The 15,389-nt window shown below is 71.1% G+C and carries 15 protein-coding genes and 2 tRNA genes; all 17 read right to left on the reverse strand.

Annotation, left to right across the window (positions count from 1 at the left end):
• Positions 1–149: 149 nt before the first annotated feature.
• Positions 150–223: transfer RNA gene (locus HNQ58_RS10455), tRNA-Cys, on the reverse strand.
• Between the two features lie 84 nt (positions 224–307).
• Positions 308–383 (reverse strand) — tRNA-Gly (locus HNQ58_RS10460).
• A gap of 49 nt (positions 384–432) precedes the next feature.
• Positions 433–1,017 carry a CDP-diacylglycerol--glycerol-3-phosphate 3-phosphatidyltransferase gene (gene pgsA / locus HNQ58_RS10465; RefSeq protein ID WP_183948871.1) on the reverse strand — a complete coding sequence of 195 codons (585 nt, stop codon included), beginning with the start codon at positions 1,015–1,017 and terminating at the stop codon, positions 433–435.
• Complete coding sequence (gene uvrC, locus HNQ58_RS10470; RefSeq protein WP_183948872.1) at positions 1,014–2,876, reverse strand: excinuclease ABC subunit UvrC; 1,863 nt, start codon at positions 2,874–2,876, stop codon at positions 1,014–1,016. Before uvrC ends, pgsA begins: the two co-directional genes overlap by 4 nt.
• Positions 2,873–4,291, reverse strand: coding sequence for a hypothetical protein (locus HNQ58_RS10475; RefSeq protein ID WP_183948873.1), 1,419 nt, complete (start codon positions 4,289–4,291; stop codon positions 2,873–2,875). Before HNQ58_RS10475 ends, uvrC begins: the two co-directional genes overlap by 4 nt.
• Before the next feature lie 27 nt (positions 4,292–4,318).
• Positions 4,319–4,789 (reverse strand): low molecular weight protein-tyrosine-phosphatase, encoded by a 471-nt coding sequence (locus HNQ58_RS10480; RefSeq protein ID WP_183948940.1) that lies wholly within the window; start codon positions 4,787–4,789, stop codon positions 4,319–4,321.
• A gap of 173 nt (positions 4,790–4,962) precedes the next feature.
• The gene (gene kdsB / locus HNQ58_RS10485) at positions 4,963–5,739 is read right to left on the reverse strand and encodes a 3-deoxy-manno-octulosonate cytidylyltransferase (protein WP_183948874.1); all 777 of its coding nucleotides are present in this window, start codon (positions 5,737–5,739) and stop codon (positions 4,963–4,965) included.
• 118 nt (positions 5,740–5,857) lie between these two features.
• A complete protein-coding gene (lpxK, locus tag HNQ58_RS10490) occupies positions 5,858–6,862 on the reverse strand; it encodes a tetraacyldisaccharide 4'-kinase (RefSeq protein ID WP_183948875.1) in 1,005 nt (334 codons plus the stop codon).
• The gene (gene msbA, locus HNQ58_RS10495) at positions 6,859–8,619 is read right to left on the reverse strand and encodes a lipid A export permease/ATP-binding protein MsbA (protein ID WP_183948876.1); all 1,761 of its coding nucleotides are present in this window, start codon (positions 8,617–8,619) and stop codon (positions 6,859–6,861) included. The genes lpxK and msbA overlap by 4 nt, the downstream gene beginning before the upstream one ends.
• Complete coding sequence (locus tag HNQ58_RS10500; RefSeq protein WP_183948877.1) at positions 8,616–9,038, reverse strand: ExbD/TolR family protein; 423 nt, start codon at positions 9,036–9,038, stop codon at positions 8,616–8,618. The genes msbA and HNQ58_RS10500 overlap by 4 nt, the downstream gene beginning before the upstream one ends.
• On the reverse strand, positions 9,035–9,700 hold the full coding sequence (locus HNQ58_RS10505) for a MotA/TolQ/ExbB proton channel family protein (RefSeq protein WP_183948878.1): 666 nt from the start codon (positions 9,698–9,700) through the stop codon (positions 9,035–9,037). Before HNQ58_RS10505 ends, HNQ58_RS10500 begins: the two co-directional genes overlap by 4 nt.
• A 141-nt stretch (positions 9,701–9,841) precedes the next feature.
• Positions 9,842–12,193 (reverse strand): DNA internalization-related competence protein ComEC/Rec2, encoded by a 2,352-nt coding sequence (locus HNQ58_RS10510; protein ID WP_343057284.1) that lies wholly within the window; start codon positions 12,191–12,193, stop codon positions 9,842–9,844.
• A gap of 4 nt (positions 12,194–12,197) precedes the next feature.
• A complete protein-coding gene (gene lolD, locus HNQ58_RS10515; protein ID WP_183948879.1) occupies positions 12,198–12,890 on the reverse strand; it encodes a lipoprotein-releasing ABC transporter ATP-binding protein LolD in 693 nt (230 codons plus the stop codon).
• Positions 12,891–12,897: 7 nt separating this feature from the next.
• Positions 12,898–14,142: a lipoprotein-releasing ABC transporter permease subunit gene (locus tag HNQ58_RS10520; RefSeq protein WP_183948880.1), complete on the reverse strand. Its 1,245-nt coding sequence runs from the start codon at positions 14,140–14,142 to the stop codon at positions 12,898–12,900.
• Positions 14,143–14,168: 26 nt separating this feature from the next.
• Positions 14,169–14,624 (reverse strand): hypothetical protein, encoded by a 456-nt coding sequence (locus HNQ58_RS10525; protein ID WP_183948881.1) that lies wholly within the window; start codon positions 14,622–14,624, stop codon positions 14,169–14,171.
• Positions 14,587–14,835 carry an FAD assembly factor SdhE gene (locus tag HNQ58_RS10530; RefSeq protein ID WP_183948882.1) on the reverse strand — a complete coding sequence of 83 codons (249 nt, stop codon included), beginning with the start codon at positions 14,833–14,835 and terminating at the stop codon, positions 14,587–14,589. Before HNQ58_RS10530 ends, HNQ58_RS10525 begins: the two co-directional genes overlap by 38 nt.
• Positions 14,832–15,254 carry an MAPEG family protein gene (locus HNQ58_RS10535; protein WP_183948883.1) on the reverse strand — a complete coding sequence of 141 codons (423 nt, stop codon included), beginning with the start codon at positions 15,252–15,254 and terminating at the stop codon, positions 14,832–14,834. The genes HNQ58_RS10530 and HNQ58_RS10535 overlap by 4 nt, the downstream gene beginning before the upstream one ends.
• Between the last annotated feature and the right edge of the window lie 135 nt (positions 15,255–15,389).

Here is a 15,389-nt window from a genome sequence, read left to right on the forward strand (position 1 = left end):
AAAACTCTCAGGAATTGGCAACGACGGTGTGATTTTCCGGGGATTCGCGCAGTCGTCCAAGGGGGGCCAAGCCAAGCCCGCTGCGGAGTTCGTGCGTTTTGCAGGGCCGACGAAAAAGCCGCGCAGCGGGCGCGGCTTGTCGTTTGCGTTGGAGGCCTGGGTCGGAATCGAACCGGCGTACACGGCTTTGCAGGCCGCTGCATGACCACTCTGCCACCAGGCCTTGTTCGGCGGCGCGCCGGGGAAGCGTAGCTTCGTCCGGCTGAAAAAACAAAACCCCGGCGGACCGAGGTTTTGTTCTTGAAGATGGAGCGGGAAACGAGACTCGAACTCGCGACCCCGACCTTGGCAAGGTCGTGCTCTACCAACTGAGCTATTCCCGCGGAAGAGAACGGGAATTTTACGGATGCTTCGAGGGCTGTCAACACCCCGTCACGTACTTTTTTCGCCGCGCATGGCCGGCCAGGCCGCGACCAGGTAGTTCCAGCCCGACCACAGGGTGAGGAAGGCGGCCACCGCCAGCAGCACCTCGCCGACCCGGAAGGTCGGGAACAGGTACTCGCCGCCAGCCAGCGGGATCGGCGCGAAGTACAGCAGCAGGATCAGCGCGACCATCTGCACGATGGTCTTGATCTTGCCGACCCAGGCGACCTTGACCCGGCCGCGCTCGCCGATCTCGGCCATCCACTCGCGCAGCGCCGAGATGGTGATCTCGCGGCCGACGATGATCGCCGCCAGGATCGCCATGAACAGCGTCGGGTGCTTCTGCACGATCAGGAACAGCGCCACCGTCACCGCCAGCTTGTCCGCGACCGGATCAAGGAAGGCACCGAAGGCCGAATACATCCCGAAGCGGCGCGCGATCCAGCCGTCCAGCCAGTCGGTGATCGCGCCGATGGTGAAGATGAAGGCGGCGGCGAAGTTGGTCCAGGAATAGTCCAGGTACCACACCAGCACGAGCACCGGGATCAGGGCGATCCGGAACAGCGTGAGCACGGTGGGAATGGTCAAGGTCATCGGGTGCCTCCCTGCCCTGCGGTCGCGCCCGGACTGTCCAGGCCGTGCAGTGCGGCATAGATCCTTTCGGCGAGCGCGGCGTTGACGCCGTCGACGCGGGCGATCTCCTCGACGCCCGCGGCGCGCAGCCCGGCCAGCCCGCCGAAATGCTTCAACAGCTTAGCGCGTCGGCGCGGGCCGATGCCGGGAATGTCCTCCAGCCGGCTGGTTTCGCGCAGCTTCTGGCGCTTGCCGCGGTGGCCGGTGATGGCGAAACGGTGTGCCTCGTCGCGGATCTGCTGGACCAGCTGCAAGGCCGGCGAGCCGCCGCCGGGGCGCAGTTCGCTGCCGTCGGGCCGGATCAGCGTCTCCTCGCCGGGGCGGCGCGCTTCGCCCTTGGCGACGCCGACCAGTTCGACGCCGCGCACGCCCAGTTCGTCGAGCACGTCGCGCGCCTGCGCGAGCTGACCCCTGCCGCCGTCGATCAGCAGCACGTCGGGCAGCACGCCCTCCTCGGCGGCGCGCCGGAAGCGCCGCTCCAGCGCCTGGCGCATGGCGGCGTAGTCGTCTCCGGGCGTGATGCCGACGATGTTGTAGCGGCGGTACTGGCCGCGCACCGGGCCTTCGCCGTCGAACACCACGCAGGAGGCCACGGTGGCCTCGCCCAGGGTGTGGCTGATGTCGAAGCACTCCAGCCGCCCGGGCGGCGATTCCAGGCCGAGCAGCGCCTGCAGGGCGTCGAGCCGGGCGCGCTGGTTGGCGCTGCTCTGCCTCTCGGTGGCGAGTGCCAGTTGCGCATTGCGCATGGCCAGGTCGAGGTAGCGGGCGCGCTCGCCGCGTACCGCGGTCTTCAGTTCGACACGGCGACCGGCCTGCTCGCTCAGCGCGGCGGCAAGCAGTTCGGCGTCGGGCACGGCGTGGCTGAGCACGATCTCGCGCGGCGGACGCTGCGCCAGGTAGTACTGCGAGAGGAAGGCGCCGAGCACTTCCTCGGGCGCGTCGGCGCCGTTGGTGCGCGGAAAGAAGGCGCGGGTGCCGAGGTTCATGCCGTTGCGGAAGCACAGCAGCAGCACGCAGGCGCTGCCCTGCTCGACCACGCAGGCGAGCACGTCCATCTCGGCCTGGCCGCCCTCGACGTACTGGCGCGCCTGCAGCCGGCGCAGGTCGGCGATCAGGTCGCGCAGGCGGGCGGCGTCCTCGAAGCGCAGCGCGGCGCTGGCCTGTTCCATGGCCGCGCCGAGCTCGCCAAGCAGCTCCTCGCCGCGGCCGTCGAGCAGCAGGCCGGCGCGGCGCACGCTGTCGTGATAGTCCTCGCGCGAGACCAGTCCCACGCAGGGCGCCGAGCAGCGGCCGATCTGGTACTGCAGGCAGGGACGGCTGCGGTTGCGGAACACCGAGTCCTCGCAGCCGCGCAGGCGGAACAGCTTGTGCAACAGGTCGAGCGCGTCGCGCACCGCCGAGGCGCTCGGGTAGGGGCCGAAATAGCGTCCCGGCGCGGCGCGGCTGCCGCGATGGAAGGCGATGCGCGGCCACTCGCCGGCGGTGATGTGGATGTACGGGTAGCTCTTGTCGTCGCGCAGCAGCACGTTGTAGCGCGGCCGCAGCGACTTGATGAGCTGGTTTTCCAGCAGCAGTGCCTCGGCCTCGGTGCGGGTGACCGTGACCTCCATGCGCGCGATCTGCGACACCATGCGCTGGGTACGCAGCGGCAGCGCCTTGGTGAAGTAGCTGGCGACGCGCTTGTCCAGCGCCGACGCCTTGCCGACATACAGCACGCTGCCGTCGGCGGCGTACATGCGGTACACGCCGGGCGCGGAAGTCAGGGTGCGGACGAAGGCCTTGCCGTCGAAGACGCTGGCGGAAGTGTCGGTCTGGCTCATTCGCCCACGGGCAGCCGGCTCGCCTGGCCGCTGTCGATCTGGATGCGCAGGATCTCGTGCGCATCGGTGTTGGCCAGCCACAACGCCCCCGCGGCGACGGCGATCGCGGCCGGCCGCCGCAGTGGATGATCGCACGGGAATCGACTGAGCCCGCCACCGCCCAGCTTCAGGCGGCGCAGGGCGTCGTTGTAGGCATCGGCCACCCACAGCACCGGCGCGTCGGGGTCGAGCGCGATCGCCAGCGGGTATTGCAACCTCGCCGCTTCACGGCTGCCGTCCTGGTCGCCGAATTCGAACGGCCCACGCCCGACCAGCGTCTGCACTGCGCCGCTGTCGATGTTGACGCTGCGCAACGCCGAAGCCGATGCGTCGCAGACGTAGAGTGTCTTCTGCACCAGCGCCAGGGATGCCGGATGGGCGAATTCCGCCACGTCGGCCGCGCCGTCGGTGAGTCCGAACTGGTCGCTGCCGCAGAGCCGCCGCAGCACGCCGAGACCGAGGTCGTACTCCCAGATCTGGTTGCTGCCGGCCAGCGCGGCGAACAGGCGGCCCTGGGCGGCCGCCACCGCCCAGGGCTGGTCGAGCGTCGCGGCCGCCGGGTCGGCCACCGGCCCCTCCACCGGCGTGCCGGGCTGGCCGTTGCCGGCCAGCGTGTCGACTTGGCCGCGCGGCAGCGAAATCCGCCGCAGCGCGTGGTTGCCGGTATCGGCGACGTAGAGCGTGTCGCGTACCAGGCTGAGCCCGCGCGGGGCGTTGAAGGCGGCCTCGTCGAGGCTACCGTCCACCAGATCCGGAAAGCCGCCGCCGAACACACGCAACAGACGCCCGTCGTGGGTGCATTCGAGGATGCGGTGGTGGCCGCTGTCGGCGATGTACAGGTGCTTGGCACCCACCGCGATGCCGGCCGGCCAGGCCAGCGCCGTGCGCATGGCGGCGTTGCGCACGACCACGGCCTCGGCCTGCGGCACCACGCCGGGTTCGTCGAGCATGGCGGCGATGCTGGCATCGAGCGCCTCGCGCTGCATGTCGCCGGCGACGATCTCGCGCAGCTGGCCGCGCGCGTCGACCAGCGCCACCGAGGGCCAGGCCTGGATGCCGTAGTGCTGCCAGGCGACGAAGTCCGGGTCGTTGGCGACCGGGAAGGCCAGGCCGAGCCGGCCGACCGCCTGCTCGACCAGCGCCGGGCTGCGCTCGGCCTCGAATTTGGGCACGTGCAGGGCGAACACGCGCAGCCGGTCGGGGTACTTGGCCTGCAGATGGCGCAGGTCGCCGAGCAGGTTGTGACTGTAGGCCGAGCCGGCACTCCAGAACGCGATCGCCACCACCCGCCCGCGCTGGCCGGCCAGCGTCGCCGCCGGCGCGTTGATCCAGTGCAGGCGGTCGGTGAATTCGGGAGCGAGCGCGGCGGCGGTCATGACGGGCCTCCAGTGGGCCTGGCGCGATTATGCGCCCTGCCGCAGCCGTTGCAGCAAACCATCGGCGGCGTCCGAGAGCAGCGCGAAGACCTGCTCGAAGTCGGCCTCGTCGCCATAGTAGGGATCGGGCACCTCCGCGGACTCGCCCAGGCCGGCCGCATCGAGCAGCAGGCTGACGCGGGCCGGGGCGCCGGCCGGCGCACGGCGTCGCACCACGGCCAGGTTCTGGCGGTCGGCGCAGAGCAGCCAGTCGAAGTCGTGGAAGTCGCGCTCGACGAGCTGGCGTGCGCGCAGGCCGGCGATATCGATGCCGTGACGGCGCGCCACCGCGATCGCACGCGGGTCGGGCGGCCGACCGATGTGCCAATCCCCGGTCCCGGCCGAATCGATCCGGACCTGCCCGTCGACTCCCGCCGCTTGTAGCCGGGCGCGCACGATGCCCTCGGCCAAGGGCGAGCGGCAAATGTTTCCGAGACAGACAAAAAGCAATCCATTCATGTAGATATGGATTAAATCTAGGGAAGATCTGAACAAGTCCATCCTGGACTTGCCAGCCCACGCCGCGTCCGGCGCATGTCCGGACGCGGCTTCGACGAATCAAGCACTTGCGTGCTTGATTCGCGAGCCGGCCATCCCTGGCCGGCGGAACCTCTGAATTGATCAGAGGTTCCCTAAAGCTTTTTATCAGCAACGATCCGCGCCTCGGCCCGGGCCAGATCGGCCTCGGTATCGACGCCGGGCGGGAACGGCACGGGCGTCAGCGCCACCGCGATGCGCTGGCCGGCTTCCAGCACACGCAGTTGCTCCAGCGACTCGACCCGTTCCAGCCAGCCCGGCGGCATCGCCGCGAACCGGCGCAGGAAGCCGGCGCGGTAGGCGTAGATGCCGATGTGGCGCAGCCAGCCGCCGCCGGGCAGGCTCAGCCGGTCGACGGCGAAGCGGTCGCGGTGCCAGGGGATCGGCGCGCGGCTGAAGTACAGCGCCAGCCCGTCGGCGTCACGCACCAGTTTGACCACATTGGGGTCGAACAGCGCTTCGCTGTCGTCGACCGGCGCCGCCAGCGTCGCCATCGGCGCGGCGCTGGCCGCCAGCGTCTCGGCCACGCAGCGGATGCCCTCGGGCGGCGCGAACGGCTCGTCGCCCTGCAGGTTCACCACGATCTGCGCCTCGTCCCACCCCAGCGCCTGGGCGCATTCGGCGAGCCGGTCGGTGCCGGAGACGTGGTCGGCGCGGGTCATGCAGACGGTGACGCCCTGCCCGGCCACGGCCTCGGCGACGCGGGCGTCGTCGGTGGCGACCACCACCTCGCGCGCGCCGGCGGCCAGGGCGCGGCGGGCGACATGCAGCACCATCGGCTCGCCGGCGAGCGGGCGCAGCGGCTTGCCCGGCAGGCGGCTGGCGCCGTAGCGGGCGGGGATGGCGACGATGAAGTCGAGGGATGGGGTCATCCAGTCATTCCGAAGTCGAAGGTCTGCATGGCAGGAAGCGTGTGCTCGTCTGCCGCCGGCTGAGGGCGCAAGCCGCGACCGTGACCCGGCCCGGCCGTGGCGGCCGCTCGCGGCTCGCTCACGCCGCTCCTGCCGGGGCTGTCCGCAAACCGTCCAGCCGGGCCAGCAGCGCCTCGTAGAAGGCGTCCGGCAGCTCGGCCTCGACCGGCACCACCCAGGCATCCGGCAGCGCGAAGTCGCGGCACTTCACCGCATCCTTCTCGGTCATCAGCAGCGGCAGCGGCTCGTCGAAATCCAGCTCGTGCGGGGCGAAGACATGATGGTCGAGAAAGGCATGCTCGACCAGCTCGATGCCGAGCCGACGCAGGGCCTCGAAGAAGCGGGCGGGGTGGCCGATGCCGGCCACGGCGTGCACGCGACGGCCGGCGAAGGCGCTCAGCGGCAGGACGCGGTCGCCGGCCAGCGCACGGGCATCGAGCAGGCGCGGCAGCATCAGCCATTCGTCGTCGCGCGGCTCGCCGCCGTTGACGACACGGAAATCACAGGGGGGGCGGTCGCCGGGCCGCTCGCGCAAAGGGCCAGCCGGCAGCAGTCGGCCATTGCCGTAGCGGCGGACGCCGTCGAGCACCTCGATCTCGACGTCGCGGCCGAGCCGGTAATGCTGCAGGCCGTCGTCGGCCAGGATCAGGTCGCAGCCGGCATCGACCAGCGCCCGCGCAGCCCGCACGCGGTCGGCATCGACCCGCACCGGCAGGCCGGTACGCCGGGCGATCAGGCAGGGCTCGTCGCCGGCGTCGGTCGCCGGCGTGTCGGCCTCGACGGTGAGCGGCTCGCGTCCGCGCCGGCCGTAGCCACGGCTGACCACGCCGGGCCGCCAGCCGGCATCGCGCAGGCGCTCGCCTAGCGCGACGATCAAGGGCGTCTTGCCGGCGCCGCCGACGGTGAGGTTGCCGACCACCACCACCGGCACCGGCAACCGCTGCACACGCAGCCAGCCGCGCAGGTAGGCGGCGCGGCGCAGTGCGCTCAGCGCGGCGTGGATCGCCGCCAGCAGGCGCAGGCCGATCCCCGGCGCCTCACCGCCGTACCAGCGGCGCTGCAGCCGATCGACCAGTCCGTTCACGCCCCTTCGGTCTCCCGGAACTGCAGGCGGTACAGGTGCGAGTACAGGCCGTCGCGGGCCAGCAGCTCGGCATGGGTGCCCTGTTCGACGATCCGCCCCTGGTCGAGCACCAGCACCTGGTCGGCATGCTCGACGGTGGACAGACGATGGGCGATCACCAGCGTGGTGCGGTCCGGGATCAGGTGCGCCAACGCGTCCTGCACCAGCCGCTCGGATTCGCTGTCGAGCGCGGCGGTGGCCTCGTCCAGGATCAGGATCGGCGCGTCCTTGAGGAAGGCGCGGGCGATGGCCAGGCGCTGGCGCTGGCCGCCCGACAGCAGTGCGCCGTTCTCGCCGATGCGGGTGTCGAAGCCCTGCGGCAGGCGCTCGATGAATTCCAGCGCATTGGCGGCCTCGGCAGCGCGGCGGATCGCCTCGGGCGTGGCCTGGCTCTGCGCGCCGTAGGCGATGTTGGCGGCGACGGTGTCGTCGAACAGCATCACCTTCTGTCCCACCAGGGCGATCTGCCGGCGCAGGTCGGCCAACCGGTACTCCTGCAGCGGCACGCCGTCGAGCAGGATCTGCCCGGCATCAGGCTCGTAGAAGCGCGGGATCAGCCGCACCAGGGTGGACTTGCCGCTGCCGGAGCGGCCGACCACGGCGGTCACCGTACCGGGCCGGGCGATGAAGCTGACCCCGTCCAGCGCCGGCCGTTGCTGGCCGGGGTAGTTCAGCCGCACGTCGCGGAACTCGATCTCGCCACGCGCGCGCGCCAGCGGCCGGCTGCCGGTATCGCGCTCCTCGGGCGCATCGAGCACCGAGAACAGCCGCTCGGAGGCGGCGATGCCGCGCTGGATCGCGCTCTGCACATTGGTGATGCGCTTGAGCGAGGGCAGCAGCGCCATCATCGCCGTCATCAGCGAGACGAACTGGCCGGCGGTCATGCGGCCCTTGATCGCCTCGCGACCGGCGACGAACAGGATCACCGCCAACGCCAGCGCGGCCAGGAACTGCACCACCGACGACGCCGCGGCGCGCGTGGTCTCGACCTTGATGTTGAGATAGAGGTTGCGGTTGGCCAGCGCCGAGTAGCGTGAGGCTTCCTCGGCCTGACCGCCGTAAACCTTGACCTCCTGCTGCGCGGCCAGGGTCTGTTCGGCGCTCTGCGCCATCTGCGCGACGCCGTCCTGGATGCCGAGGTTGATGCGCCGGTAGCGGCGCGAGACGTAGCCGGAGATGGCGACGATCAGCGGCACCACCACGATCATCGCCAGCGTCACCCGCACGCTCTGGCTGAGCATGACGGCGATCAGGATGGCAATGGTGAGGGTGTCGGTGATGATCACCTTGAGCGCCTCGGCGCTGGCCTGGCTGACCTGCTCGGTGTCGTAATTGAGCCGCGACACCAATGCCGGCACCGGCTCGGCATCGAAACGCGCGCTCGGCAGCCGCAGATACTTGAGCAGCAGCGCCTCGCGCAGGTCGCGCACCACGCTGCGGCCGGCACGGGCCATGCCGTAGTCGGTGGCGAAGGTGGCCAGGCCGCGAATGATGAACAGGCCGAGCACCGACAGCGGCAGCGCCAACCGGACCTCCGGGTTGCGCGCCACGAAGGCCTCGTCGACCATCGGCCGCATCAGCAGGGTGAACGCGCCGGCCGCGGCCGCCTCGACGACCATGCCGATCGCCGCCGCCAGCAGCAGGTACCAGTAGCGCCCGGCATAACCCAGCAGGCGGCGGTAGATGCGCCAGCCGTCGGCGCTCACGCCGGGACTCATCGGGTCTCCTCCGGCGCGGTGGGGATGGCGATCTGGCGGAAGCCGAGCTGGCCGAGCACATCGATCGCGGTGACCACCGCCTGGTGCGGCGTGCGCGCATCGGCACGGACCATCACCGGCCGGTCGCGATCATCGCCGGCCACGCGCCGCACGGCTTCGCGCAGCGCGGCCGCGTCGCGCCGCAGCACCTCCTCGTTGCCGACGTAGTAGCGGCCCTCGACGTCGACCGTGATCGTGAGCGTCTGCGGCTGCTCCAGCGTGGGCGGCGCGTCGGCGCGCGGCAGCTGCAGCTTGAGCGCCGAGCGCGCATCGAAGGTGGTCGTCACCACGAAGAAGATGATCAGCGTGAACACCACGTCGATCAGGGAAGTGAGGCTGATCTCCGGCTCGTCGCGCAGCCGGCCGCTGTCCAGCCTCATGCGGTACCCCGCTGCGCACGCGACGGCGTGGCCGGCTTGGGCGGCACGGGCGCGACGCGGGTCTCGCCGTGCAGGGTGTCGAGCAGCGCGATCGCCTGTTTCTCCATCTCCACCACGTACTCCTGCACGCGGCCACGGAAATAGCGGTAGAACATCAGCGCCGGGATCGCCACCAGCAAGCCGGCCGCGGTGCTGATCAGCGCCTCGCCGATGCCGCCGGCCAGCCGGCTGGCATCGCCGACGCCGTGATCGAGGATGTTGAGGAACATCCGGATCATGCCGACCACGGTGCCGAGCAGGCCGAGCAGCGGCGCCACGCCGGCGATGGTGCCCAGGGTGTTGAGGAAGCGCTCCAGCGAATGGACGACGTGGCGACCGACGTCCTCGATGCGCTCCTTGACCTGCTCGCGCGGGCGCTGGCGCACGTCGAGCGCCGCCGCCAGCAGTTCGCCCAGCGGCGAATTGCGGCGCAGCGCCTCGATATGGGCCGGGTCGAGCTGACGGCGGGCCGCCCAGGCGCGCACCTCGTCGCCCAGGCCCGCCGGGATCACCGCCCTGCGACGCAGGGTCCAGAAACGCTCGACGATGATGGCCATGGCGATGGCGGACAGCGCCAGGATCGGCCACATCACCCAGCCGCCGGCGAACAGCAATTCCAGCACGTGCGGTCCTCGATACTTCCGATGGCCGATAGGATAGCCGCAAGCCGACCCCGACGCTCAGCCCGGCCCCCCGCGAGACCATCCACGACCGGCTCTGCATGGCCCCAGGGCGGGCCGGGCGCAGGGAGAATCCGCACGCGCTCAGCCGGCCGGCTCATGCCAGAACCGTCGCCGCGCCGTCCGTGCCCGCTCGACCACCCGCACCCCCTGCGCGTCCACGCGCAGCCGGACATGGCCATCGGCGGCGCTGTCCAGCCGTTCCGCGCCAACCGCATCGTAACGGGCCACCACCTCGGGCCGCGGGAAGTCGAAGCGGTTGCGGTGACCGATGCCATACAGCGCGTAGCGCGGGGCCACCGCCTCGACGAAGGCCGCCGAGGACGAGCCGCGGCTGCCGTGGTGCGGCACCACCAGCACATCGGCCGGCAACAGGTCCGGGCGCTCGCGCAGCAGGCGCTGCTCGATCACCACGCCGATGTCGCCCGGCAGCAGGGCCGAGCCGTGCGGCCCCGCGACCCGCAGCACGCAACTGGCCTCGTTGCCCAGATAGGGGAAATGCGGCGGCGGGTGCAGGAACTCGAAACGCACGCCGTCCCATTCCCACCCCTCGTCGGCCAGGCAGGGCGAGGTTTCGCCGTCGCGCCAGCCGGCCGGCGCCAGCACCCGCGCGGGCGCGTAGGCGCGACGGACGGCACCCAGACCGCCGGCGTGGTCGCTGTCGCCATGGCTGACCACCACCGCGTCCAGCCGCGCCACCCCGGTCGCGCGCAGCGCCGGCACCACGGCGGCCTCGCCCATGTCCAGGCCACCGGCATAGGCCGGTCCCGCGTCGTAGAGGAGCACATGCCCGGCCGTGCGCACCAGCAGCGCGCTGCCCTGCCCCACGTCGATCATCGTCAGCTCGAACTCGCCCGGCTCCATCCGCTCACGCGCCGGCCACAGCAGCGGCAGGAACAGCAGCAGCGCCAGCGGCTTGGCCGGCAGCCCCCGCGGCAGCAGCAGCCAGAACGCACCGGCCAGCGCCAGCAGCAGCGCAGCCAGGCTCGGTTCCGGCAGCCACACCAGCGCGCCGCGCAGGTCGGCCACCCGTTCCAGCCACGGCCAGAACAGATCCATCGCCCCGGCCGCCAGCCGCCATGGCCACAGCCCGAGGCCGGCGTGCAGCAGCTCGAACAGCAGGCCGAGCAGGGCCAGCGGCACCACCAGCAGGGTGATCCAGGGGATCCCGGCCAAATTGACCAGCGGCCCGGCCAACGAAGCCTGGCCGAAAAACCACACCGTCAGCGGCAGCAGGCCGAGCGCGGCCACGCCCTGCGCATTCACCAGGGCGCGCAGATAACCGGCGTCGCCGTCGCGCGGCAGGCACCACAGCAGCCAGGCCACACCGAGGAAGCTCAACCAGAAGCCGGCGCCGAGCACGGCCAGCGGATCGGCCAACAGCAGCGCGATCAGCGCCAGCGCCAGCGACTGCGCGGTCGAATGCGCCCGGCGCAGCAGCCGCGCCAGCAGGGCGGCGGCGATCATCAGCGTGGCGCGCAGCGTCGGCAGCGCGAAGCCGGCCGCGGCGGCGTAGCCGACGGCGGCGCACAAGGCGAGCACCGCCGCGCCCTGCGGCCGTGGCAGGCGCAGGCCCAGCGGCGGCCACAGCCAGTACAGCGCGCGTGCCAGCAGGGCGGCAAAGCCCGCCACCACACCGACATGGAAACCGGAGATGGCCAGCAGGTGGCTGAGGCCGGTGGCACGCAGCACCTCCCAGTCGCGCTCGCCCAGGCCGCGGGTGTCGCCCAGCGCCAAGGCGCGGACGAAGCGCAGCGAGGGCGAGTCGCCGGCGGCGTCGATCCGTGTCGCCATGCCGGCCCGCCAGGCATCCAGCCCGCCCGCCTCGCGCAGGCGCTGCGCGCTTTGCGGCGCGCGCACGTAGCCGGTGGCGGCCAGGCGCCGTTCCAGCGCACGGCGCTCGAAGTCGAAGCCGCCGGGATTGAGCACCCCGCGCGGCCGCCGCAGGCGCACGGTGAGCGCCCACTGCTCGCCGGGCGCGAATTCCGGCGCGCGGCCATACCAGCTCAGGCGCAGACGGCGGCCGGCGAGGACGGCCGCCTCGCCTTCGCCGGCGATCACGCGGGCATCCAGACGGGTCAGGCCCGGCCGTACGTCGGGCAGGCCGGCCAACGTCACGGTGAGGCGCAGATCCATCCCCGCCAGCTCGGGCGGCAACCGCGTGTCGAGCGCGTGCTGGCCGGCCAGCGCGGCCCAGCCGAAACCGAACGCCAGCGCACCGGCCGGACGCAGCCAACGCGGACGCGGGCACAGCCAGGCGGCCGTGCCGGCGATGCAGAACAGGACCAGCCAACCGGTCGCCGGCAATTCGGCCAGGCGCATGACCACAAGCACGCCCAGCGCGAGCGCGGCGGCCACCGCCAGACCGAACGGCGCGACGGCCGGGGCGGGCGCTTCCGGGCCCGCGGCGCGATCCTTGCGCCAGCCTGCGAACACCCGCTTACACCTCGTCGGGCGTCAGCGGGTGCAGCCTGCCGCCGGTCAGCTCCAGCGTGCGGTCGAGCCGGCGCGCCAGGCGGCGGTCGTGGGTCACCAGCACCAGACTGGTGCCCTGCTCGCGGTTGAGTTCGAGCATCAGCTCGAACACCGTGGCCGCGGTGCGCTCATCGAGATTGCCGGTCGGCTCGTCACCGAGCACGCAGGCCGGATCGTTGACCAGTGCCCGCGCCACTGCCGCACGCTGGCGCTCGCCGCCGGACAGCTCGCCCGGCTTGTGGTCCAGGCGTGCGCCAAGGCCGACCCGCTCGAGCAGGCCGCGCGCCTTCGCCGCCGCCTGCGCCACCGGCCGACCGGCGATCAGCAGCGGCATCATCACGTTCTCCAGTGCGGTGAACTCCGGCAGCAGATGGTGGAACTGGTAGATGAAGCCCAGGGCCTGGTTGCGCAGCTCGCCGCGGGCGCGATCACCGAGTTTCGACATCGAGCGGCCGGCGACGAACACTTCGCCCTCGGTGGGCGCATCCAGCCCGCCGAGCAGGTGCAGCAGCGTGCTCTTGCCGGCGCCGGAGGCGCCGACGATGGCGACCGTCTCGCCGCGCGCGACGCTCAGCTCCAGGTCGGCGAACACCGGCGTGCGCAGGTTGCCCTCGGCGTAGGTCTTGCCCAGCTTTTCGCAGCGGATCACGGCATCCATGACGTTCTCACTCGTAGCGCAGGGCGGTGGCGGGATCGGTCCGCGCCGCGCGCCAGGCCGGATACAGGGTGGCCAGCATGCACAGCACGAAGGCCACGCCGGCGATCAGCCCGACATCGCCCCAGTCGAGCATGGTCGGCACGCCGGTGATGTAGTAGACATCGGCGGGCATCACCTCGATGCCGAAACTGCGCTCGACGAAGGCCACCACCAGGTCGAGGTTGCGGGTCAGCAGCACGCCGCCGATCACGCCGAGCACGATGCCGACCACGCCGATCAGCGAGCCCTGCACCATGAAGATCCGCATCACCGTCGCCGGACTCATGCCGAGTGTGCGCAGGATGGCGATGTCCGACTGCTTGTCGGTCACCAGCATCACCAGCGAACTGACCAGGTTGAACGCCGCCACCGCCACGATCAGCGAGAGGATGATGAACATCACCGTCTTCTCCAGCTTGATCGCGCGGAAGAAGTTGGCGTGGTCACGGGTCCAGTCGCGCACCCGGTACAGGCCACCGAGGCGGTCGGCCAGATCACGCGCCACATGCCAGGCCTGGAACATGTCGTCGAGCTTGAGCCGCACGCCGGACACGCCCTCGCCCATCCGCAGAAGGCGCTGGGCGTCGTGCATGTGGACGATGGCCAGGCCGAGGTCGTACTCCTGCATGCCGGCCTCGAAGATGCCGACCACGGTGAAGCGCTTGAGCTGGGGCAGCACGCCGACCGGTGTGGTGCGGAATTCCGGCACGTAGACGGTGACCTGGTCGCCGATGTCCACGCCCAGCCACAGCGCCAGCTCCTTGCCGAGGATGATGTCGAAGCCGCCAGGCCGCAGGTCGGCCAGGCTGCCGGCCTTCATCTTGTCGGCCAGTTCGGAGACCTCGGGTTCGTGTTCAGGCAACACACCGCGCAGCAGCGCGCCCTGCACCCGCGCGCCCTGCAGCATCGCCTCGCGCTCGACGTAGGGCGCGGCGCCCAGCACGCGCCGATCCTGACGGGCCAGTTCGACCGCATGCGACCAGTCCTGCATCGACTCGCCGGCGCCACTGACGGTGGCGTGCGCCACCATGCCGAGAATGCGCGCGCGCAGCTCCTGCTCGAAGCCGTTCATCACCGAGATCGTCGTGATCAGTGCGATCACGCCGACAGCGATGCCCAGCATCGACACCGCCGAGATGAAGGAAATGAAGTGATTGCGGCGCTTGGCGCGGGTGTAGCGCAGGCCGATGGAAAGCGAGAGGGGATGGAACACGTCGGCCTCGAAGGTCGGTATGCCGCCTATCCTGCCACCAGCGGCAGCAGGGAATCACGCTTCGACAACCCGGACACCGCCAGCACCAGCGCCCGGCGTTGGTTCGCGTTCAGGGTGTCGGGCCACCACAGCAGGCGGTGGCTGCATCCTTCCGCATCACGGCAGCTCAGCCGCAGCAGCGGGCCGCGTCGCTCGATGTCGAGCCGGACCAGCGTCACCACCCGGCCACCGCTCTCCAGCCGGCAGACGCCCTCACCCGCCGGCAGGTACAGCACCGGGCGCGGGCGCCGCCACTCGCGGACGATCAGGATGCCGGCCCAGGCCGGGCACAGCAGCATGGCGGACCAGCGCAGACCGTCCGGCAGGCCGGACAGATGCAAGGACACGGCAGCGAGCAGACCCAGCGAACCCAGCGCGGCCAGCAGCCAGCGCGAGGGGCGCCACTCAATGCGGCAGGGCGAGGATGCGTTCGACGATGTCACGGAGCTCCGTCTCCTCGACCGCTTCGCGCCCCATGAACCAGCGCCACAGGCGGTCGTCCTCGGTGTCGAGCAGCCGCTCGAAGACGGCGCGCTCGGCGGTGTCGGCCTGCGGCCAGCGGCGTTCGAGGTAGCGCAACATGAGCTGGTCGAGCTCGCGCATGCCGCGGCGACAGCGCCAGCGCAGGCGGCGCAGTTCGGCCTCCTCGCTCATCGCGTCCACAGCCCCCAGGCCAGCACGCCCCACAATGCCCACAGCGCCAGCCCGCCCGCCACGTACGCGTAGAAACGATGCTTGACGCGATTGTAGGTGCACTGGATCGCGCTGTGCGCGATGCGCAGTGCGACGAAACCCCAGGCCAGGCCCAACGTGAGCGCATCGACCTGCGCGGTCAGAAAGGCCACGACCAGCGCCAGGTAGAACAGCACCGGCAGCTCGAACAGGTTGCGGAAATTGTCCGCGCCGCGGCTGTCGGTCAACCTGGCCGCCGCTTGGGAAGAGACGGCCACGGATTGCAGGCGGATGCGCTCGCGCCGGATCTGCCCGATGCGCTGGAAGAACATCACCCACCAGACCACGAAGGTCAGTGCCGCCATCGCGAAAGCCGGCCAGAAGATCAGGTTGGCGTCCATCGCTTGCATCCCTCATGCATGCCATCGCCCCGCCGTTCCCGCGGAAGCGGGAACACGACGCCTTGCCCTCGTCGGCCCGAAGCCGCTGGATCCCCGCTTCCGCGGGGATGGCGATGACGAGAGGGCGAAGTATCC

The organism is Rehaibacterium terrae (assembly GCF_014202935.1).
GTDB classification, from domain to species: Bacteria; Pseudomonadota; Gammaproteobacteria; order Xanthomonadales; family Xanthomonadaceae; genus Rehaibacterium; species Rehaibacterium terrae.

Coding starts and splice junctions, on each gene's coding strand:
- pgsA (WP_183948871.1), bottom strand. CDS start 1,017: ATGACCTTGACCATTCCCACCGTGCTCACGCTGTTCCGGATCGCCCTG.
- uvrC (WP_183948872.1), bottom strand. CDS start 2,876: ATGAGCCAGACCGACACTTCCGCCAGCGTCTTCGACGGCAAGGCCTTC.
- HNQ58_RS10475 (WP_183948873.1), bottom strand. CDS start 4,291: ATGACCGCCGCCGCGCTCGCTCCCGAATTCACCGACCGCCTGCACTGG.
- HNQ58_RS10480 (WP_183948940.1), bottom strand. CDS start 4,789: ATGAATGGATTGCTTTTTGTCTGTCTCGGAAACATTTGCCGCTCGCCC.
- kdsB (WP_183948874.1), bottom strand. CDS start 5,739: ATGACCCCATCCCTCGACTTCATCGTCGCCATCCCCGCCCGCTACGGC.
- msbA (WP_183948876.1), bottom strand. CDS start 8,619: ATGAGTCCCGGCGTGAGCGCCGACGGCTGGCGCATCTACCGCCGCCTG.
- HNQ58_RS10500 (WP_183948877.1), bottom strand. CDS start 9,038: ATGAGGCTGGACAGCGGCCGGCTGCGCGACGAGCCGGAGATCAGCCTC.
- lolD (WP_183948879.1), bottom strand. CDS start 12,890: ATGGATGCCGTGATCCGCTGCGAAAAGCTGGGCAAGACCTACGCCGAG.
- HNQ58_RS10530 (WP_183948882.1), bottom strand. CDS start 14,835: ATGAGCGAGGAGGCCGAACTGCGCCGCCTGCGCTGGCGCTGTCGCCGC.
- HNQ58_RS10535 (WP_183948883.1), bottom strand. CDS start 15,254: ATGGACGCCAACCTGATCTTCTGGCCGGCTTTCGCGATGGCGGCACTG.